This is a genomic window from Bifidobacterium sp. LH_389, assembly GCF_056357235.1.
This window is the reverse complement of the sequence record NZ_JBKEVR010000005.1, coordinates 158,874-178,799: the sequence shown is the minus strand read 5'-3', so window position 1 is coordinate 178,799 and position 19,926 is coordinate 158,874. Positions and strand designations below refer to the sequence as shown.

Here is a 19,926-nt window from a genome sequence, read left to right as displayed (position 1 = left end):
CCGTGGGATTGCCCGGTGGTATTGACGATATATGTATTACATCCATATAATTGCGCTATGGATGAGTTGCATTTCGAATGGGACCCGGTCAAGGCGGCCTCCAATCTGCGCAAACACGATGTCTCGTTTGCGGAGGCGGCCACGGCGTTCGAAGATCCGTTCGCCCGAGTGATCGACGATCCGGAACATTCCGATATGCAGGAAGAGCGTCTCATCCTGATGGGCATCAGCGCCAAGGCACGACTGCTGATCGTTGTGCACTGTCAGCGTGAGGCGCGTGGCACCATTCGCATTATTTCGGCAAGAAAAGCCAACAAATATGAGTCCAGACAGTACGGGAGGTTTTACGATGCTCGATAACTACGATTTTAGTTCTTCGCGTTCCAACCCATATGTCAAGCGGGAACGGAAGGCCGTGACCATGAATCTCGATGAAACCGCAATCGATTATTTCAAGGCAATGGCTGCACAAACGGGTATTCCCTACCAGAATCTCATCAATCTGTATCTGGTTCAGTGCGCGCGTGAGGGCAAGAAGCTCGCGTTCACGTAACGACCGAGAAGCGTTTCACTAGACGCAGAAGGGTGTGCCCGCACGTCACATACGCGCGGACACACCCTTCTATGCGTTCGCTGGAAAGCAGCCGTCAGGCCTTAGGCTTCTTCACCGGCCGAACCGTTAAGCTGACGGTCCGGTGGACCGTCTGTAGGTGAGGGGAGCGGCCACCACGGCCGCGACGGCCTCCTGCGAGGAAGCCGCCGCAAAGCCCGTCAGGCCTTGGGCTTCCTCACAGGAGGCTCGCCAAGCTCGCTGGTCTCGATGACTACGGTCTCGTCCGCAGTCTCGGCGGCGGCATCCGCATCCGCGGTCGCGTCGTCCGGCGCGGCGGCCTCTTCGGCATGCTTCTCCACGAGGTCGAACTTGCCCACCACGCGGCCGGCCTGCGCGATGTCGTCGATGGCGGAACGGATCGCCTCGGCGCCTTCGTGCACGGCGGACAGGGCCACGGAGAGGATCGGCGTCTTCATGGAGACCTTCGCCTCGGACTTGATCTTGCGCAGCTGCTCCACGGCCTTGCCGGCCCATGCGAGCGTCTCGGGGGAGACGCCGGAGGCGGCGGCCACGTACGGTTCCGGCACGGGCCACGCGGCCTTGTGCACGGAGCCGGAGCCGGCGTGCATCCAGCTCCACACCTCTTCGGTGGCGAACGGCAGGTAGGGCGCCAGCAGGCGGGCGAAGGCGTCGAGGCCCAGACCCAGCGTGGTGCGGGCGGACTTCACGGCCTTCTCGCTCGGCGTCCGGCCGTGCTCGTCCGGCGTGCCGTAGGCGCGGTTCTTGACGAGCTCGATGTAGTCGTCGCAGAACTGCCAGAAGTAGCTTTCGATGACCTCCAGCGCCTTGGAGTGCTCGTACGCCTCCAGCGCGTCGGTGGCCTGACGGATCACGAGCGCCATCTTGGCCATGGCGGCGCGGTCCAGCGGCTCGGTCACGTCGGCCGGGTTCCAGACCGCCTCGGCGGCTTCGCCCACGTGATGGTTCTCGTCCTCGCGGCCGATCGCCAGCGCGAACTTGGTGGCGTTGAGCAGCTTGATGGCGAGCCTGCGGCCGATCTTCATCTGGCCTTCGTCGTACGTGGCGTCGAGGCCCAGACGGGCGGATGCGGCCCAGTAGCGCACGGCGTCCGCGCCGAACTGGTTGATCGGCTTGTTGGGGACCACCACGTTGCCCTTGGACTTGGACATCTTCTTGTGGTCCGGGTCGAGGATCCAGCCGGACAGCGTGGTGTTGCTCCACGGCAGGCAGTGGTTCTCGAGATGTGCGCGGTCCATGGTGCTGAACAACCAGGTGCGGATGATGTCCTGGCCCTGCGGGCGCAGGTCCATCGGGAACGTGGCCTTGAACAGCGCCTTGGATGCCTCGTCCGGCTCCTCCCAGTGGGTCACGATCTGCGGGGTGAGCGAGGAGGTCGCCCACGTGTCCATGATGTCCTTCTCGGCCGTGAAGCCGCCGGGCACGTCGCGCTGTTCGGCGGTGTAGTCGGCCGGCACGTCGATGGTCGGGTCGATCGGCAGCACGTCCTCGCTCGGCGTGATCGGATGGTCGTAGTCGGTCGTGCCGTCCTCGAGCACCGGGTACCACAGCGGGAACGGCACGCCGAAGAAGCGCTGGCGGGAGATGAGCCAGTCGCCGTTGAGGCCGTGCACCCAGTTCTCGTAGCGCACGCGCATGAAGTCGGGGTGGAAGTTGAGCTCCTTGCCGCGCTCGATGAGCTCGGCGTTCAGCGTGGCGTCCGTGCCGCCGTTCTTCAGGTACCACTGGCGGGAGGTGACGATCTCGAGCGGTTTGTCGCCCTTCTCGTAGAAGTTCGTCATACGCTTGGTGGGCGTGGGTTCGCCGTCCAGATCGCCGGATTCGCGCAGGTGGTCCACGATGATCTTTCGGGCGGAGAACGTGGTCTTGCCTTCGGTCTCCTCGAAGATCGCCTTGCCGCCCTCGTCGTCGATCCAGTCCGGCACGCTCATGATGATGCGGCCGTTGCGCTGGATGATCGGGCGGGTGGGCAGCTTGAGGTCGCGCCACCACTGCACGTCGGTCACGTCACCGAACGTGCAGCACATGGCAATGCCGGCGCCCTTGTCCATCTCCGCGGCCGGGTGCGCGAGGATCGGCACCTTCACCTTGAACAGCGGGGAATAGACGTACTGGCCGAAGTACTTCTTGTAGCGGTCGTCGTCCGGGTTGGCGATCAGGGACGTGCAGGCCGCGAGCAGCTCGGGGCGGGTCGTCTCGATGTAGATCGGGGTGCCGTCCTCGAAGCGGAACGCCACCTTGTGGTAGAAGCCCGGGTATTCGCGGGACTCCAGCTCGGCCTGCGCCACGGCGGTCTGGAACGTCACGTCCCACAGGCCCGGCGCGTCCTGCTGGTAGGCCTCGCCGCGCGCAAGGTTGCGCAGGAACGCCTTCTGCGCCACGCGCTGCGGGTGCTCGCCGATGGTGTGGTAGGTCTGCGACCAGTCGATCGACAGGCCCAGCGAACGCCACAGCGCCTCGAACTGCTTCTCGTCCTGCGCGGTGAGCTTCTCGCACAGTTCGATGAAGTTCTTGCGGCTCACCGGCACCTGGTCCTTGGCGTCGATCTTCTTGCCGTCGGTGCCTTCGAACGGGGGCTTGAAGTCCGGGTCGTACGGCAGGGACACGTCCACGCGCACGCCGTAGTAGTTCTGCACGCGGCGCTCGGTGGGCAGGCCGTTGTCGTCCCAGCCCATCGGGTAGAACACGTCGAAGCCGCGCATGCGCTTGTAGCGGGCGATCACGTCCGTGTGCGTGTAGCTGAACACGTGGCCCACGTGCAGGTGCCCGGAGACGGTGGGCGGCGGGGTGTCGATGGAGTAGACGGCCTTGCGGTCGCGGGTGTTGCCGAACTGGTAGACGCCGGATTCGTCCCAGACGGCGCGCCATTTGTCTTCGAGGCCTTCGACGCCCACCTTGTCCGGAAGCGGGGTGAGGTCGGCCTTGATGATGCCTTCTTCTTGCTGATCGGTCATAGCCGCCAGTTTAGAGAGGCTCGCAGACAGGGCGGGCAGGCTTGAACCGGGCGCAAACCGGGGATTTTCAGGCCTTGGTGAGGTCGGCGAGCGGCAGGAACGCGTCGGTGCGGTTGACCGGCAGTCCGCTCACGCCCTTGCGCTGCGCCAGCCACGGGCGCTCCACGTACAGGAAGTCCGCGATGGCGTTCTCCGAAAGCCTGCGCCCCAGCGCCTTGAGCCGGTCGGCGTACTCCTGATCGTTCGTGGCGGCCTTGGCCTGCGCGGCGAGCTGCTCGGCCTGCGCGTCCGTGTAGCCCAGGAACAGGCTCGGATCGGCAAGGTCCAGCACGTCATGGCTGCCGTCCATCTCGAGGATCGTCATGTCGAAGTCGCGGTTCTGCACCACCTGCGTCTGCCACGTGGCGTCGTCCACCATCTGCGCGCTTGCGTTGTAGTAGCCGAACGACTTGAGCGAGCCGACGATCATGTCGCCCAACTGCTGGCCGTACTTTTCCGGGTACACGAGCCGCAGCCGGTAGCGGAAGCCGAAGTAGTTGAGCACCGCATGGGCCTTGGACGCATCGTGCGGGAACAGGCCGTTCAGATCCTCGTAGCCCGGGTCGAGACGGGGGATCGGGCCGCCGATCGCCTCCGCGGCGCCGTTGGCGTCAATGATCCGCTGCTTGTCGATCACGTAGCGCAGGCCCTGACGAAGATGCACCTCGGAGAAGATCGAATCGGCCTTGCCGTTGTAGGCGAGCATCACCTTGCGCGTGCTGTCGCCCTGCGTGAGCGTGACCGCATCGCCCTGCGCGCGCAGCGTCTCCAGCGAGGAGGCCGGCACCTCCACCAGCGCGTCCGCCTCGCCCTTGGCCACGGCATCCGCTCCGGCGGCTCCGTCCGAGAAGTAGCGCAGCGTGACGGTCGCACTTTTCGCCTTGCCGTCCGCCTTCCAGTACTTGAGGTTGCGCTTGAGCTCGAGCCGGTCGCCCTTGGCGAACGAGCCCACGGTGAACGGGCCGGAGCCGATCGCCTGCGTGGCGTAGTCGATCTGCGCCTCGGCGTCGTACACGATGCCCGCCCTGCCGGACAGCAGCCACAGCAGGTCCGGGTTCGGGGCGGACAGCGTCAGCGCCACCGTGGCGGCGTCCGGATTGCGCACGGCAGCCAGATTGGTGAGCTTCGCGGCGTCCACGTACTTGTTCTGCACCGCCTGCTGCAGCGACCAGACCACGTCCTGCGCGTCCAGAACGTGTCCGTTGGAGAACTTCATGCCCTGGTTGAGGTGGAACGTGTAGGTGAGCGCGTCTGCGGACACCTCCCAGCTCGCCGCGAGTCCCGGCTGCACCGCGTTGTTGGCGTCGCGGCCCACGAGCGTCTCGTACACGTTGCCGAGCAACGCCTGCTCCACCGCGGAAGACTCATCGGTGCGGATGTCCAGCGACTGCGGCGAGCCGGTCGTCACCCCCACCGTCAGGCTCGGACCGTTGTCCGCGGCGTTCTCCACGCCCTCCACGGCGGCCGTGAGCCCGCCTCTGCGCATAACCGTATAGCCGCCCCACACCAGAGCCGACAGGATGGCCAGCATGACCAGAAACACGATGAATGACTGCACGCCGCCGTCCGGCAGACGTGACGCGGTACGGGAACGCCTCTGCATACCCGCCAGTCTACCGGGGGCGGGGACGACGGGGAGTGGATTCCTCAGCCGGCGGACGGGCATGTGCCGGCGAGCGGGCAGGCGCCGCAATCCGGCTTGCGCGCGTGGCAGACCGCCCGGCCGTGCAGGATCAGCCGGTGCGACAGGTTCGTCCACTCCTCGGGCGGGAAGCATGCGCAGATCTCGCGTTCGATCTTCACCGGGTCGGGATGCGGCGCATTCCAGTCGGCGCGCCACCGCAGGCGGCCCGTGACACGGATCACATGCGTATCCACGGGGAATCCCGGCGTGCCGAACGCGTTGCCGAGCACCACGTTCGCGGTTTTGCGCCCTACGCCCGGCAACGTGGTGAGCTGATCCATCGCGCGCGGCACCTCGCCGCCGAACCGTTCCTCAAGCGCGGCGGCCAGCCCCAGCAGATGCCGGGTCTTGGCGTGGTAGAAGCCCAGCGGGCGGATGATCTCCTCCACGTCCTCGGGGCGTGCTGCGGCCAGCGCAGCGGCGGTCGGGTATGCGGCGAACAGCTCCGGGGTGACGGTGTTCACGCGCTTGTCCGTCGTCTGGGCGCTCAGCACCGTGGCAATGAGCAGCTGCAGCGGATTGGCGAAGTTCAGCGCGCAACGGGGTTCGGGGATTTCCTCGCATAGCAGCGCGTATTCGGCGTGCATGCGCTGGAGTCGGGCCGACTTGGATTCGCGGGGCATGGCGGACTGGCCGGATCAGGCGTCCGCGCCGGAGTCGTCGGTGCCGTGCGCCTCGTGGGCCGCGCCGCCGCGGGATCTGGGCTGCGCCGACTGCGCGGCCTGCGCGCGGGCGTCATCCTCCTGCTGTTCGTCGTCCGCAGGGTCGAACCGGTAGCCCACGTTGCGTACCGTGCCGATGAGATGCTCGTATTCGCCGCCCAGCTTGGCCCTGAGGCGACGGATGTGCACGTCCACCGTGCGCGTGCCGCCGTAGTAGTCGTAGCCCCACACCTCCTGCAACAGCTGGGCGCGCGTGAACACGCGGCCGGGGTGCTGGATGAGGTACTTGAGCAGTTCGAATTCCTTGTATGCCAGATCGATCGGGTGCCCGTGCAGGGAAGCTGTATAGCCGTTGGTATCCACCACAAGGTCCCCGGAACGGATCTGGCCGTCCTCGGTTGCCACCTTGGCGCCGGATGCCGCGGAGCCGCCGGGCGCACCTCCGAAGGCGCTCGCATAGGCGCTTCCGCGTTCGGACACGAGCCGCAGGCGGGCCTCCACCTCGGCGGGCGACGCGGTGGCCACGATCACGTCCGCCACGCCCCACTCGGCGTTCACCACGGTGAATCCGCCCTCCGTGAGCACCAGCATGATCGGCGTGGACAGTCCGGAGGCATGGATGAGACGGCACAGTGTCTTGGCGGACGCCAGATCGTCGCGGGCGTCGAGAAACAGGATGGTGCTTTCCGGCATCTTCACCAGCGAGGCCGCGTCCAGCGGCAGCACGCGGACCCGGTGCGACAGCAATGCCAGCGAGGGGAGCACGGATGCGGGATCGCTCGCAGCCGTCATCAGCGTCAAATCCGTCACGATGCGCCCCTTTTGTTGACTCTTCTTGCCTATTACCGATCATGATACGCGGTATGGCAAGCGTTGTATGCATTTCTAATGGTGGTTGTGGACACTTGCGGGTACGGTAGTGCAGGTGGACCACACTAACGCAGACAATCAGGCAACCGATTTCAGGCCGTTGCGGGATAGGCCGTCCGCGGCAAGGGTGATCGCCGTGCAGGCGGTGGCGTATGCCGTGCTCGTACTGTTGTCGTTGCCGCCGGCCGCAGGCGGGCTGTCCATGCAGTACGCGTTCGACGCCGGCACGCTGAGCCCGGTGATCGGTGCCGCGTTGCTGGTCGTCGCATTCCACTGGTTCTGGCCGTTCGAGGGGCTGCCGGGCCTCGGCTGGTTCAGCCGGCTGGTCTCGCTGGCGATCGGCCTGTGCTCGGTCGGCTTCGGGTGGCGCGTGCTCACCGTGGCGGACCGCTACGTGACCCTGCGCAGCGCCTCGGTGCTGTGGGCCTGTCTGTTCGGCATCCTCATGACCGTGCTGGTGGTGGTGGGTTTCGGCCGGCAGATGCTGCGCCGAGACCGTTCGCATCTCATCGTCACCCTGTCGCGCTGCATCGTCAGCGGCGTGTGCTCCGCGGCTGCGGGCGGGTGGTGCTTCCTGCCGCTCCTGTTCCTCGAGGGGGAGGCGGTCCATCGCGGTCTGGCATGGCAGTATGCGGCCGTGTGCGCTCTGGTGATCGTACTGGTGCTGGCCGTGGGAGGCATCGGGGTCCTGTGGCGCGGCGATGGCGATCTGACGGCTTCTCACCGCTGGATGGGTCTGGGGCTCATGCCCGTCATGGTCGCCGGCATTCCGGTGTTTCTGGGCGCTCTGGTCATGATGTTCCCGCTCGACTGGTAGTGGGGCGGCGCAACCGGCAGCGCAGACGGCGCCCACTGCAGGAAACTACATTGTTCTGCGTCGAACTATGCGGCTTCTCGGCGGGAGACGGGAACGGCCCATTCATAAATCCGATTTGTGCGTGCCGTTCCGGCGAAATCCCGAATATCGGCGTTGAAATTCCGCGGAATTTCAACGCCGATACTTGCCCAGGTGGCGTTTCGGCACCACACAAATCGAAAATACCGGACGTAGTCGTCGATCTGGGCCCGTAGGGGCCGGCATAACGCGATCAGAACGCGATCAGCCCCAGATGCTCGAGCAGCACCTTGACACCGATGAGCACCAGCACCGTGCCGCCGGCGATCTGCGCGGGCTTCTGCCAGCGTGCGCCGAAGAAATGCCCGATGTACACGCCGGCAACGGAGAACAGGCCCGTGGTGATGCCGATGAGCACGATCGCCAGCACGATGTTGATCGGCATGAACGCGAAGCTCACGCCCACCGCGAAGGCGTCGATGCTCGTGGCGATGGCCAGCGGAAGCATGTGCTTCCAGTCGAAGTCCGCGGTTTCCTCGGCGTCTTCCTTGTCGTCCTCGAAGATCGCCTCGCGGATCATGTTGCCACCGATGAACAGCAGCAACGCGAAGATGATCCAATGGTCCACTTCCGTCACGTACTGGCTGAACGTGGATGCCGCCAGAAAACCGAGCACCGGAAACAAGGCCTGGAATCCGCCGAACCACAGGCCGGTCTTGAGCGCGTCTTGCCAGCGGACCTTGTGCGCTACGGTCAGACCCTTGCCGATGGATACGGCGAAGGCGTCCATGGACACGGAAACGGCAATGAGCAGTATTTCAATAATCATGGTGCATGCCAATGGTTCATCCCGCGGGCATCCCCGCAGGATGGGCCTCGACCAGTCTCTCCGACCGCCTACGCCTAGTCGTAGCGTCGACATTCAAACTGCCGGGCTCGAGCCGGCTTTGAATCCCCATACGAATGCTGTTCGCCAGTCGTACGCAATTACGAGGCACGATTATAGCATCAGTTGCGCTGCGGGTGTGGTGGACTGCGCCGGGTACGGAAAAGGGGTGCGACCGGCGGACGATCGCACCCCTTAGCAAGGACGCTTGGCTGGAGCCAAGCTGGCTAGAGACTCACTTGGCCTGGGAGTCGGCGAGACGCTGACGGGCCGCGACGATCTCCTTCTCGGCCTCGGCGGCACCGGTCCAGTAGTCGCCGGGCTTGACTTCCTTGCCGGGCTCCAGAGCCTTGTACTGCTCGAAGAAGTGCTTGATCTCCTTGAGGTGGTACTCGTTGACGTCCTTGACGTCCTGAACGCCGTCGTAGCGCACGTCGGCCGGCACGCACAGCACCTTGTCGTCGCCGCCCTCTTCGTCCTCCATGTGGTACAGGCCCACGGCGCGGCACTCGATGACGCAGCCCGGGAACACGGAGTTGGTGACCATCACCAGAGCGTCCAGCGGATCGCCGTCCTCGCCGAGGGTGCCCTCGATGTAGCCGTAGTCGTCCGGGTAGCCCATGGCGGTGAACAGCTCGCGGTCGAGGAACACGCGGCCGGTCTCCTGATCCACTTCGTACTTGTTCTTGGAGCCGCGGGGGATCTCGACCACGACGTTGAAGGTTTCTGCCATTTCAGTCTCCTTTATGGATGGGCATTGACAAATGCATTATCAGTTATATCAGTACTCGACGCTCAGCACGTGGGCCACGTCCGCCCAAGGGGCCAGCGAGACGTAGTTGTCCCAGCTCCAGTCGAACTCCTTGCCGGACAGCTCGTCGTGCACGTGCGCGCCCTTGGCCGGGTCGATGCCGAAGTCCGGCAGTTCGAGGTGGATGAGCGACTGGTGCGCGTTGTGGCCGTCCAAGTTCACCACCACGATCAGTGTCTCCGGCTTGCCGGATTCGGTCAGCTCCGCCGGGTTGTGGCGGGCGAACGCGAGGATGTTCGGGTCGGCGCTCTTGAGCACCGTGAGGTTGTGGTAGCCGAACAGTCCGGCGTGCTCGCGGCGCACGCGGTTCAGGGAGGTGAGCAGGCCGGCGATGCCGTACTTCTCCGCGTTGGCCCAGTTGCGCACCTTGATCTCGTATTTCTCGTTGTCGATGGCCTCCTCGAAGCCCGGGCGCTGCACGTTCTCGATGAGCTCGTAGCCGGAGTACATGCCCCAGCTCGGCGAGCCCATGGAGGCGAGCACCGCGCGCACCGCGTGGCCGGCGATGCCGTTGTCGCGCAGATAGGCGGTGAGGATGTCCGGCGTGGACGGCCAGAACGTGTTGTGCTGGTAGTAGCCGTCGTCGCCGTTCGTTTCGGCCAGGTACTTCTCCAGCTCCTCCTTGGTGTTGCGCCACGGGAAGTAGCAGTGCGACTGCGTGAAGCCCGCGTAGCTCAGCGCGCGCATCATGCCCGGGCGGGTGAATGCCTCGGCGAGGAACAGGATCTCCGGGTGGCGTTTGGTGACCGCGGCGATCACGTCCTGCCAGAAGCGCACCGGCTTGGTGTGCGGGTTGTCGATGCGGAAGATCGTCACGCCTGCCTTGATCCACAGCTCGAGGATGCGCTCGACCTCCTTCTCGATGCCCGGCAGGTCCGCGTTGAAGTCGATCGGGTAGATGTCCTGATACTTCTTCGGCGGGTTCTCCGCGAAGGCGATCGTGCCGTCCGGCTTGTGGCGGAACCAGTTCGGGTGGGCCTGAACCCACGGGTGGTCCGGCGAGCACTGCAGGGCGAAGTCGAGGGCGATCTCGAGTCCCAGCTCGTGGGCCTTGGCGGTGAGCGCCTTGAAGTCGTCCATGGTGCCGAGCTTCGGGTCGACCGTGTCGTGGCCGCCCTCCGCCGAGCCGATGCCGAATACGGAGCCCGGATCGTCGGGGCCGGCGACCAGCGCGTTGTTCTTGCCCTTGCGGTTGGTGACGCCGATCGGGAAGATCGGGGGCAGGTAGACGATGTCGAAGCCTTCGGCCTTGGCGCGTTCCAGGCCGATCACGGACGTCTTGAGCGTGCCCTGCACGATCTTGCCGGTCGCCTTGTCCACGTAGGCGCCCTCCGAGCGCGGGAAGAACTGGTACCAGGCGGCGAAGCTCGACTTGGGACGCTGCACGCGGATGGTGCGCGGGGTGCCTTCGGACAGGGCGTCGCGCAGCGGGTTGGAGGCGTGAAGGGCCTCGATGTCCGCGTTGTCGCCGGCGGCCAGACGCTCGGCGGGGGAGAAGGATGTGTCGTCCATCTCGTCGGCGGCGTCCTGCAGCATGCCGCGCTGGGCGGCCTTGAGGTGTGCGTCCTCGGTCTCGGCCCAGCGGCGAAGCAGCGCGGAACCTTCCCTGAGGGCGTTCTCCACGTCGTCGTTCACCTGCACCTTGATGCGGGCGTCGTGCAGCCAGGAGCGGTACGTGTCCTCCCAGCCCTGCACGGTGAGCGTCCAGTCGCCCAGCTGGCGCTTGACCTGCGCGTAGTCCTTGTCCCAAGGCTTGAGATCGGAGCGCTCGCCGGCCTTGAGGTCCGCCTCCCAGCGGTCCAGACCCGGGTTGGTGCACGTCATCTGGCGGCGCATCATCTCGCGGCCGCGCGGGTTCTTCAGCACCGCGGTGGCGCCGGCCTTGGTGCGGCCTTCGAGGAACACCTCAGCGGTCACGTGGAACGTCTCGCCGATCTCCACGCGCGCCGGGAAGCGGTTGGCCTCCTCGCCGGGCGTGATGTCCAGCACGGCCACGCGGCCGAACTGCTGCGGTTCGAGTACCGGGATGACGGGCGCCGCAGCCTCGCCGTTCGCGTCGAACACCGGGACTGGCTCGGTCTGCACGGGCTTGGCGGGCTTGGCCGCGGCCTCGGCGGTTGCGGTCTTTGCGGCGGTCTTCGCGCTGGCCGTGGTCCTGCGCGTGCGGCTGGACGTTGCCTTGGCGGCGGGCTTGGCTGCCGTCTTGCGCGTGGTGCGCTTGGCAGCGGGCTGCGCGTCGGCCTTGGCGGGTGCTTCGTCCTTGGCGGCGGCCGTTGCGGTCTTGACGGATGCTGCCGCCGTTCCGGTGGCCGTCGCCTTGCGCGTGCGGGTGACCGTTGCCTTAGCGGTTGCCGTGGCTGGCTTGTTCACCGTGGCTGCGGTCTCGGCAGCGACCCGGGCCGTGGCGGGTCGCGCGGCGGCGGCTTCCGTCTGGGCGGTCTTCGTTGACTCGTCGGCATGCGGCGTGGGGGCGATGGCAGAGAAGTGAAGTTCATGAGTGCGCTTGTTGGCGCGATGTTGTGTAGCCATAAGGCCCATCGTAGGGCATGTCAATCGTTTTGTGGTTCAGCGATCCCGCCTTTTCCGAGGGTGAATCGATTCGACGGATGAAGTTTAACCGCCCGTTTACCTCCCCGGCTGCGATCGCGTCCCGGCTTCGCGCGGATTCACATTCGGATTCTGCCGGCGTTCGGTCGCTCTATTCGAAGAGCGTCACCCAGTTCGGATCGCGCTTGGCGGCGAAGCACATGGCGATCTGCTCGGCGGTGTTCTTCGACTCGGAGAGCGCGGGAAGCTCATCTTCCCCGAAATACCGGGATTCCGTGGTCTCCGTGTTCGGCTCGAACCGTCCGCCGACGCGCGTGCACAGCACGAATATCTTGCAGATGCCGAACGCGAACGGCGGCAGATTGTGCTTGGCCCGGTCCTGTATGGCGATGACGCGGTCCGCCGTCACATCGAGCCCGGATTCCTCCTTGGCCTCCTTGACGGTGTTCGCCCGCACGGACTGGTTCACGTCCACCCATCCGCCGGGCAGCGACCACAGGCCGTCGTTCTCGCGCACCAGAAGGATCCGATCGCCCTCGAAGATGGCCGCGCGGGTGTCGAGCTTGGGCGTCTGGTAGCCGATTTCGTTGCAGAACAGCCCTTTGATCTTCTCCACGGGCAGATCGCTCTGCAGTGCGAGCATGGATGCGGCGATATCGCGAATGCTCTGGTACCGCTCCCTGTCGTACGGATCCTTGCAGTAGGCCAGCCCCGCCTGCGCCAGACTCTGCAGCTCCACCGCCCAGTCCAGCAGCGCGCGGTTGGCTCCGCTCGGCGCATTGTCGGAGACGCGCCCGTTTTCGGCCGCCGTGCCGGTTGCCGCCTCGTTCGACGCCTTGCCCGCCGTGGTTCCGTTGTCCTCATTGAACTGCGCCATGGCCATCCCCTTTCAATGCATGGGCATGCCGCCCGCCGCGATCGCCGCCTGTAGCATATCGCGTTCGCATGATCGGTCCAATCTGTGCCCTGTGATTCGCAGCTTGGACCGTTTGCGTGAAAATTCGGCCTCTGGAGGGCCGTTTTTTCGCATGGTCGGTCCAACCTGCGATTGTGGGCGTGCAGGTTGGACCGATCACGCAATAGAGGACGGTGCCCGGACGGTGCTTGGATGGGGCGCGGATGCGTGAGACGGCACGGACGCGTGCGGGTCTGAAAACGAAAAGGCCGGGAACCTTACGATTCCCGGCCTTCGAGTGGTAGCGGGGCATGGATTTGAACCATGGACCTCTGGGTTATGAGCCCAGCGAGCTACCGAGCTGCTCCACCCCGCGTCGGCTTGTCTTGTTTCAGACAGCTCAACCTAAGATACGGGATGGTCGGGAAAAGTCAAGCAGACGAAGTGTATTTTGCTAATGGCGAACATGTGGGGCTCTGTCGGGCGTATGGAGGGTTTGCGTGGACGGAGGGCGAAAGCCGCGATAATCGGCCATAAGCCATGTCTATGACGATTGCGGCCGTTTGCCTGCCATTGGGGTGTTGCCCGATCGTGTGCGTTGCCATAATGGAGACATGCCTATCAAGATCCCCAGCGGCCTGCCGGCCAGAGCAATCCTCGACTCGGAGCGTATCTTCGCGCTCGAGAAGCCCGAGGCGGAGCGTCAGCGCGTCCGCCCGCTCAGACTGGTGATCCTGAACCTCATGCCCAAGAAGATCGAGACGGAGACCCAGCTGCTGCGCCTCATCTCCAAGTCGCCGCTGCAGGTGGAGATCGACTTCATGAAGACCTCCACGCACGAGGCCACGCACGTAAGCGCCGACCATCTGGTGAAGTTCTACGAGAATCTCGATGCCCTGCGCGGCAACTTCTACGACGGCTTCGTGGTGACCGGCGCGCCCGTGGAGCATATGCCCTTCGAGGAGGTGGACTACTGGGACGAGTTCAAGGAGATCCTTGACTGGGCGTCCACCCATGTGTTCTCCACCATGTACCTGTGCTGGGGCGCGATGGGCGCGCTCCACTACCGCTACGGCGTGCGCAAGATCGACCTGCCGCAGAAGATCTTCGGCGTGTTCCCCCAGTACCTGCAGGACGAGTACTGCTTCCTGACGAACGGCTTCGACGAGATAGACCTCCAGCCCCATTCGCGCCTTGCCGGCGTGAACGAGGATGACGTGCGCGCCAATCCGGACCTGCAGATCCTCACGTGGGGGCCGCAGTCCGGACCGGGACTCATCGCCACGCGCGACTTCTCCGAGGTGTTCGCCCTGGGGCACTGGGAGTACGGCAAGTACACGCTCGCGGAGGAGTACGAGCGCGACATGAAGAAGGGCATGACCAACGTGCCGTTCCCCGAGAACTACTTCCCGCACGACGACCCCACCCTCGAGCCGCTGTTCTCCTGGCGCGCGCATGCCAATCTGCTGTGGCGCAACTGGCTCAACTGGGTCTACCAGACCACGCCGTACGACCTTACGGAGGTGCCGCAGCTCAGGGCAGAGAAACGCCTCGGCACGGACCGGTCGATCCGCCATGAGCCCGGCGGCCCGCGCAAGGACGACTACCGTCCGCTGCTTGCCGACGGGTACGGTCTGGTCCCGCGCGGCTGAGCCGCCCGATGCCGCCCGTCCGGCAGGCCCGGGCCGTGTGATCCATACCCCGACACCGCACATCGCCGATGTTCGTTTAGCCATGGGTGTCCGTATGCTGGACATGGCGGCGACCGAAATCGGCGTGTGCACATGACCCGGTCCGCGTGCGGCGGTAAACCATACCGCAGGCTTGCGAGGCCGGGAGTGTGAACGCTCACGAAAGTGGGCGCGCCGACGGAACCCAACAGTCGGATGTAAAGTAACGATTCCGTCACACGCGCCGGCCCGACTGGGGCTATATTGAGTGATGTTTGAGTTAGAAGGAGGTACGAGATGACAGGTGCGCTGAGTCTCGCGACCGCGGCGAGTACGCTGGCGGACTTTGAAGTTCCGAGTATTGACGACTTCCTGCCCGACACCTTCGTGTTCACGGGCACCCCGTTTGCCATCAACCGCATCATCATGGTGCGCCTGATCGCCACGGTGGTCATGCTCCTCGTGCTCGGCATCACCGCCAAGCGCGCCAAGCTCATCCCCGGTCGCTGGCAGGGCGCCGTGGAATGGCTGCTCGAGTTCGTACGCAACAACATCGTCTACGAGGTCATGGGCTCCGAACGCGGCCGTCGCTACGTGCCGATGATCACCACGATCTTCATGACGATCCTCGTGTTTAACATCTGCGGTATCATCCCCGGCATGAACATCGCGGCCACCGCCACGATCATGATGCCGGTGTGCTTCGCCCTGTGGACGTTCGTGCAGTACTGGATCGCCGCATGCCGCGGCAAGGGCCTCGGCAAGTTCCTCAAGGACGAGCTGCTGCCCGCCGGCGTGCCGATCCCGGTGTACGTCATCCTCGCGCCCATGCAGCTCATCGACATCGTGCTCATCCGCCCGGCGTCCCTGGCCATCCGACTCTTCGCGAACATGATGGCCGGCCACCTCATCGTGGCGCTGTGCTTCTCCGCCACGCAGTTCTTCCTCATCGAGGCGCACAACATGCTCTCGGCGTTCGGTGTGGTCACCTTCGCGTTCGGCTTCATCATGACCCTGTTCGAGGCGTTCGTCGCCGCGCTTCAGGCGTTCATCTTCGCCACCCTGAGCTGCGTGTACATCAACCTGAGCTACCCCGAGGAGGAGTAGCCTCCCCGTAAATCTTTCCCGATTTCCAAAGATTTTCAAGATTTTTCAGTTTGGTCTCTTCCCGCCCGGAAGCCAATAAGAAAGGAAACAACCATGGATCTCATTACTCTCGCAGAGGTCAGCGGCAGCCTGAGCGCCGTCGGTTACGGTCTGGCCGCCATTGGCCCCGGCATCGGCGTGGGCATCATCTTCGGCAAGGCCATCGAATCCACCGCCCGCCAGCCCGAGCTCGGCGGCCGTATCCAGACGCTGATGTGGCTGGGCTTCGGTCTGGTCGAGTTCCTGGCCCTTCTGGGCTTCATCGGCGGCTTCATCTTCCGCTGATCCGTCCCGGCATAACGGCATACAACCCAAAGCCTAAGACGAATCACCTGAAAGGAGGCGGATATGGAGACATTGGCAGCAGAAGGCATTGACCTGTTCCTTCCGAAGAGCTTCGACATCTTCTGGAGCGCGGTCATCCTCGTTATCGTCGCCATTTTCTTCTACAAGTTCTTCCTGCCCAAGTTCCAGAGCATCTTCGACGAGCGCGCGGCCAAGATCGAAGGCGGCATCGCCAAGGCCGAGCAGGCCCAGAAGGAAGCCAACGCGGCCAAGGAAAAGTACGAGTCCCAGCTGAGCAACGCTCGCGTGGAAGCGGCCAAGATCCGCGACGACGCCCGCGCCGAAGCCTCGCACATCATTGCCGACGCCCGCTCCCGCGCCGAGACGGAGGCCGCTCAGGTCACCGCGAACGCCCAGCGCTCCATCGCGTCCCAGCAGCAGCAGGCACTGGTCAGCCTCAAGGGCGAAGTCGGCGTCATCGCCACCGCCCTGGCCGGCAAGATCCTCGGCGCCAAGCTGCAGGACGGCGATGTGCAGTCGTCGATGATCGATTCCCTGATCGACGACATCGACAAGGACAAGGCCGCGTGACCGGCCCGTCAATCACGTCAAGAATCCAAGTCAAGGAGGTGACATGCAAGGAGAGGCTTCGCTGATCGCGGACCGTCAGTCCCGCGACAGCTTTGCGCCCAAGCTCAAGGCCGCAGGTCTGGAGAACGAGCGCATCTATCAGGAGCTGTTCAGCTTCACCGGGCTGCTTGACGGCAACAAGCGTCTGCAGCGCGCGCTGAGCGATCCTTCACGTCCCGTCGAGGACAAGGCCAGGCTGGTGGATGACCTGCTGCAAGGGCAGGCGCACCCGCTGACCGTCGAGATCCTGCATGATGTGGTGGGCCGCCGTTGGAGCCGCATGAGCCATCTGGGCAATGCGGTGGAGGATTTCGGCGTGGATTCCGTGATGTACCTCGCGGACGCCCGCGGCGTGACCCTGCGCGTCTCCATCGAGCTCGCGCAGCTGCACTCCGCGTTCCTCGCCCTGCCGCAGGTGCGCTCCAAGCTGTCCGATCCGTACACCCCCGAAGCCGACCGCGTGGCCTTCCTCAAGGCCGTTCTGGCCGGCCAGAAGCTTGACCCGGTCACCGTGATTCTGGCCATCCATGCGACGCGCGCCCTGCGCAACCGCCGCTACCTGACCATCATCCAGTGGCTCATCAACAAGCTTTCGCGCCACATGGGCGAGACGATGGTGACCGTGACCACGGCCGTCCCGCTGACCGGCGAGCAGATCAAGCGTCTGTCCGCCACGTACAGCGGCAAGCTGGGACGTCCGGTGCACATCAACTCGGTGGTGGACCCGGCGGTGATGGGCGGCATGCGCGTCCAGTACGGTTCGGAAGTCACCGACCACACAGTGGTCGCCCAGCTGCAGCGCCTCAAGCGCACGGTCAGCTGACGCGACGAGAAGGATTTTATCAACAATAAGGAGTGATCATGGCAGAATTAACCATTGATCCCGCCACGATACGCAAGGCGCTCGACGATTTCGTCGATTCGTACAAGCCGTCGGGCACTCCCACTCAGGAAGTGGGCTATGTGGCCACGGCCGGTGACGGCATTGCGCACGTGACGGGACTGCCTGGTTGCATGGCCAACGAGCTGCTCACCTTCGAGGACGGCACGCTAGGCCTGGCGTTCAACCTTGACGCCCGTGAAATTGGCGTGGTTATCCTCGGCAATTTCGCTGGCATCGAGGAAGGCCAGGAAGTGCGTCGTACCGGCGAGGTGCTGTCCGTGCCCGTCGGCGATGGCTACCTGGGTCGAACCGTGAACCCGCTGGGCGAGCCCATCGACGGCCTCGGCGAGATCAAGACCGAAGGCAGGCGCATTCTGGAGGCCCAGGCCCCCGACGTGATGCATCGCCATCCGGTCGACGAGCCGCTGTCCACCGGCCTGAAGGCCATCGACGCCATGACGCCGATCGGCCGCGGCCAGCGCCAGCTCATCATCGGTGACCGCCAGACCGGCAAGACCGCCATCGCGATCGACACCATCATCAACCAGAAGGCCAACTGGGAGTCCGGAGACCCGAAGAAGCAGGTGCGCTGCATCTACGTGGCCATCGGCCAGAAGGGCTCGACCATCGCCTCGGTGCGCCAGAGCCTCGAGGACGCCGGCGCCATGGCGTACACCACGATCGTGGCCTCCCCGGCCTCCGATTCCGCAGGCTTCAAGTACATCGCCCCGTACACCGGCTCGGCCATCGGCCAGCACTGGATGTACCACGGCAAGCACGTGCTCATCGTCTTCGACGATCTGTCGAAGCAGGCCGAAGCCTACCGTTCGATCTCGCTGCTGCTGCGCCGCCCGCCAGGGCGTGAGGCGTACCCGGGCGACGTCTTCTACCTGCATTCGCGTCTGCTCGAACGCTGCGCGAAGGTGTCCGATGATCTGGGCGGCGGTTCCATGACCGGCCTGCCGATCATCGAGACCAAGGCGAACGACGTCTCCGCGTACATCCCGACCAACGTGATCTCCATCACCGACGGTCAGATCTTCCTGCAGTCCGACCTGTTCAACGCCAACCAGCGCCCGGCCGTGGACGTGGGCATCTCCGTGTCCCGCGTGGGCGGTGCGGCGCAGACCAAGGCGCTCAAGAAGGTCTCCGGCACGCTGAAGATCTCGCTGGCCCAGTACCGCTCGCTGGAAGCCTTCGCCATGTTCGCGTCCGATCTGGATGCGGCGTCCAAGGCCCAGCTGGCACGTGGCGCGCGCCTGACCGAGCTGCTCAAGCAGCCGCAGTTCTCCCCGTACTCGATGGAGCAGGAAGTGGCCTCCGTGTGGGCCGGCACCCACGGCAAGTTCGACGATCTCGAGATCGCGGACGTGCTGCCGTTCGAACACGGCATGCTGGACTACCTGGCGCACAACACCGACATCCTCGACACGATCCGCGAGACCGGCGACTTCACGGCCGACACCGAGAAGGCGCTGGACAAGGCGGTCGAGGAGTACCGCACCACGTACGTGTCCGTGTCCGGCAAGCCGCTGGTCGACAAGAAGCCGCAGGCCGAAGCCCACGCCGAAGTCGAGCAGGAGAAGCTCGCCACCGCCAAGAAGTCCAAGGGAGCTCAGTAAGCCATGGCCTCGCAACTCGCATTCAAGAGCAGGATCGCCTCCACCGAATCGCTGGCGAAGATCTTCAACGCCCAGGAGATGATCGCGTCCTCGCACATCGCCAAGGCTCGCAAGGTCGCCCTGGATGCGAAGCCGTACTCCGATGCGATTTCCAACGCCGTGCAGGCGCTGATGGCGCACACGCACATCACGCATCCGATCTTCAAGGGCGAGCAGGGCAACAACCGTGTTGCCGTACTCGCCCTGACGGCGGATCGTGGCATGGCCGGCGCCTACACCTCCTCCGTGATCCGCGAAACCGAAGGGTTGCTTGCCCGCCTCGACAAGGAAGGCAAGCACCCGCTGCTGTACGTGTACGGTCGCCGTGGCGTGACGTACTACAAGTACCGCAACCGGGAGATCGCGGACACGTGGGAAGGCGACAGCGACAAGCCCGGCGCAAGGGTCGCGGAGGATATCTCCAAGGCGCTGATGGAAGCCTACATGAAGCCGGCCGCCCAGGGTGGCGTCGGCGAGCTCTACATCGTGTTCACCGAATTCGTCAACATGGTGGTGCAGAAGGTGCGCGTACTGCGCATGCTTCCGGTGGAGCTGGTGCAGGCCGAGAGCGCGGCCGAGGAGATCGAGCTGGCCAAGACGGCCCCGCTGTACAGCTTCGAACCCAGCACCGAGGAAGTGCTCGACGCGGTGCTGCCCAAGTACATCCAGTCGCGCATCCATGAGTGTCTGCTGACGTCCGCCGCGTCGGAGACGGCCTGTAGGCAGAACGCCATGCATACCGCAACGGACAACGCGCGCAATCTGATCGGTGACCTGACACGCAAGCTCAACACCTCGCGTCAGGCTGCGATCACCCAGGAACTTACCGAAATCATCGGCAGCGCCGACGCGCTGAACAAGAAGGAAGAGTAGGAA

At 64.7% G+C, this 19,926-nt stretch carries 18 protein-coding genes and 1 tRNA gene; 10 read left to right on the top strand and 9 right to left on the bottom strand.

The annotated features are described in order from the left end of the window. Positions 1 to 57: 57 nt before the first annotated feature. Both AC1AZA_RS07275 and AC1AZA_RS07270 read left to right on the top strand, forming a co-directional pair. Entirely contained in the window at positions 58 to 360 is a 303-nt protein-coding gene (locus AC1AZA_RS07275; RefSeq protein WP_476513993.1) for a BrnT family toxin, read from the top strand. Beyond that, positions 350 to 553 (top strand): CopG family antitoxin, encoded by a 204-nt coding sequence (locus AC1AZA_RS07270; RefSeq protein ID WP_476513992.1) that lies wholly within the window; start codon positions 350 to 352, stop codon positions 551 to 553. The genes AC1AZA_RS07275 and AC1AZA_RS07270 overlap by 11 nt, the downstream gene beginning before the upstream one ends. A gap of 218 nt (positions 554 to 771) precedes the next feature. Here the strand turns inward: AC1AZA_RS07270 and valS are convergent, their stop codons facing one another. The 4 genes from valS to AC1AZA_RS07250 form a co-directional block, all read right to left on the bottom strand. Continuing rightward, on the bottom strand, positions 772 to 3,546 hold the full coding sequence (valS, locus tag AC1AZA_RS07265) for a valine--tRNA ligase (protein WP_476513991.1): 2,775 nt from the start codon (positions 3,544 to 3,546) through the stop codon (positions 772 to 774). Positions 3,547 to 3,613: 67 nt separating this feature from the next. Continuing rightward, the gene (locus tag AC1AZA_RS07260) at positions 3,614 to 5,188 is read right to left on the bottom strand and encodes an ABC transporter substrate-binding protein (RefSeq protein ID WP_476513990.1); all 1,575 of its coding nucleotides are present in this window, start codon (positions 5,186 to 5,188) and stop codon (positions 3,614 to 3,616) included. 44 nt (positions 5,189 to 5,232) lie between these two features. Continuing rightward, positions 5,233 to 5,892: an endonuclease III gene (gene nth, locus AC1AZA_RS07255; protein ID WP_476513989.1), complete on the bottom strand. Its 660-nt coding sequence runs from the start codon at positions 5,890 to 5,892 to the stop codon at positions 5,233 to 5,235. Positions 5,893 to 5,907: 15 nt separating this feature from the next. Beyond that, positions 5,908 to 6,723 carry a winged helix-turn-helix transcriptional regulator gene (locus tag AC1AZA_RS07250; protein ID WP_476514023.1) on the bottom strand — a complete coding sequence of 272 codons (816 nt, stop codon included), beginning with the start codon at positions 6,721 to 6,723 and terminating at the stop codon, positions 5,908 to 5,910. Between the two features lie 133 nt (positions 6,724 to 6,856). On the opposite strand from AC1AZA_RS07250, the gene AC1AZA_RS07245 reads away from it, so the two are divergent. Further along, positions 6,857 to 7,618: a hypothetical protein gene (locus AC1AZA_RS07245; RefSeq protein WP_476513988.1), complete on the top strand. Its 762-nt coding sequence runs from the start codon at positions 6,857 to 6,859 to the stop codon at positions 7,616 to 7,618. Positions 7,619 to 7,889: 271 nt separating this feature from the next. Here the strand turns inward: AC1AZA_RS07245 and AC1AZA_RS07240 are convergent, their stop codons facing one another. The 5 genes from AC1AZA_RS07240 to AC1AZA_RS07220 all read right to left on the bottom strand — a co-directional run bounded on the left by AC1AZA_RS07240 (position 7,890) and on the right by AC1AZA_RS07220 (position 13,151). Continuing rightward, entirely contained in the window at positions 7,890 to 8,465 is a 576-nt protein-coding gene (locus tag AC1AZA_RS07240; RefSeq protein WP_476513987.1) for a manganese efflux pump MntP, read from the bottom strand. Between the two features lie 292 nt (positions 8,466 to 8,757). Further along, a complete protein-coding gene (locus tag AC1AZA_RS07235; protein ID WP_476513986.1) occupies positions 8,758 to 9,255 on the bottom strand; it encodes an inorganic diphosphatase in 498 nt (165 codons plus the stop codon). 48 nt (positions 9,256 to 9,303) lie between these two features. After that, the gene (locus tag AC1AZA_RS07230; RefSeq protein ID WP_476513985.1) at positions 9,304 to 11,862 is read right to left on the bottom strand and encodes an alpha-1,4-glucan--maltose-1-phosphate maltosyltransferase; all 2,559 of its coding nucleotides are present in this window, start codon (positions 11,860 to 11,862) and stop codon (positions 9,304 to 9,306) included. 169 nt (positions 11,863 to 12,031) lie between these two features. Continuing rightward, positions 12,032 to 12,757 carry an NUDIX hydrolase N-terminal domain-containing protein gene (locus tag AC1AZA_RS07225; RefSeq protein ID WP_476513984.1) on the bottom strand — a complete coding sequence of 242 codons (726 nt, stop codon included), beginning with the start codon at positions 12,755 to 12,757 and terminating at the stop codon, positions 12,032 to 12,034. Positions 12,758 to 13,074: 317 nt separating this feature from the next. Further along, positions 13,075 to 13,151 (bottom strand) — tRNA-Met (locus tag AC1AZA_RS07220). 238 nt (positions 13,152 to 13,389) lie between these two features. Between AC1AZA_RS07220 and AC1AZA_RS07215 the strand changes: the two genes are divergently transcribed. The 7 genes from AC1AZA_RS07215 (at position 13,390) to AC1AZA_RS07185 (ending at position 19,923) form a co-directional block, all read left to right on the top strand. Beyond that, positions 13,390 to 14,427 carry a homoserine O-succinyltransferase gene (locus AC1AZA_RS07215; RefSeq protein ID WP_476513983.1) on the top strand — a complete coding sequence of 346 codons (1,038 nt, stop codon included), beginning with the start codon at positions 13,390 to 13,392 and terminating at the stop codon, positions 14,425 to 14,427. 315 nt (positions 14,428 to 14,742) lie between these two features. Further along, positions 14,743 to 15,552, top strand: coding sequence for a F0F1 ATP synthase subunit A (atpB, locus tag AC1AZA_RS07210; RefSeq protein ID WP_476513982.1), 810 nt, complete (start codon positions 14,743 to 14,745; stop codon positions 15,550 to 15,552). A gap of 93 nt (positions 15,553 to 15,645) precedes the next feature. Next, positions 15,646 to 15,876: an ATP synthase F0 subunit C gene (gene atpE / locus AC1AZA_RS07205; protein WP_152350713.1), complete on the top strand. Its 231-nt coding sequence runs from the start codon at positions 15,646 to 15,648 to the stop codon at positions 15,874 to 15,876. 63 nt (positions 15,877 to 15,939) lie between these two features. Further along, on the top strand, positions 15,940 to 16,467 hold the full coding sequence (locus AC1AZA_RS07200; RefSeq protein WP_476513981.1) for a F0F1 ATP synthase subunit B: 528 nt from the start codon (positions 15,940 to 15,942) through the stop codon (positions 16,465 to 16,467). Between the two features lie 43 nt (positions 16,468 to 16,510). Then, positions 16,511 to 17,329, top strand: coding sequence for a F0F1 ATP synthase subunit delta (locus tag AC1AZA_RS07195; protein WP_476513980.1), 819 nt, complete (start codon positions 16,511 to 16,513; stop codon positions 17,327 to 17,329). A 38-nt stretch (positions 17,330 to 17,367) separates the two neighbouring features. Then, complete coding sequence (gene atpA / locus AC1AZA_RS07190) at positions 17,368 to 19,011, top strand: F0F1 ATP synthase subunit alpha (protein WP_476513979.1); 1,644 nt, start codon at positions 17,368 to 17,370, stop codon at positions 19,009 to 19,011. Between the two features lie 3 nt (positions 19,012 to 19,014). Beyond that, the gene (locus tag AC1AZA_RS07185; protein WP_476513978.1) at positions 19,015 to 19,923 is read left to right on the top strand and encodes a F0F1 ATP synthase subunit gamma; all 909 of its coding nucleotides are present in this window, start codon (positions 19,015 to 19,017) and stop codon (positions 19,921 to 19,923) included. Positions 19,924 to 19,926: the final 3 nt, after the last annotated feature.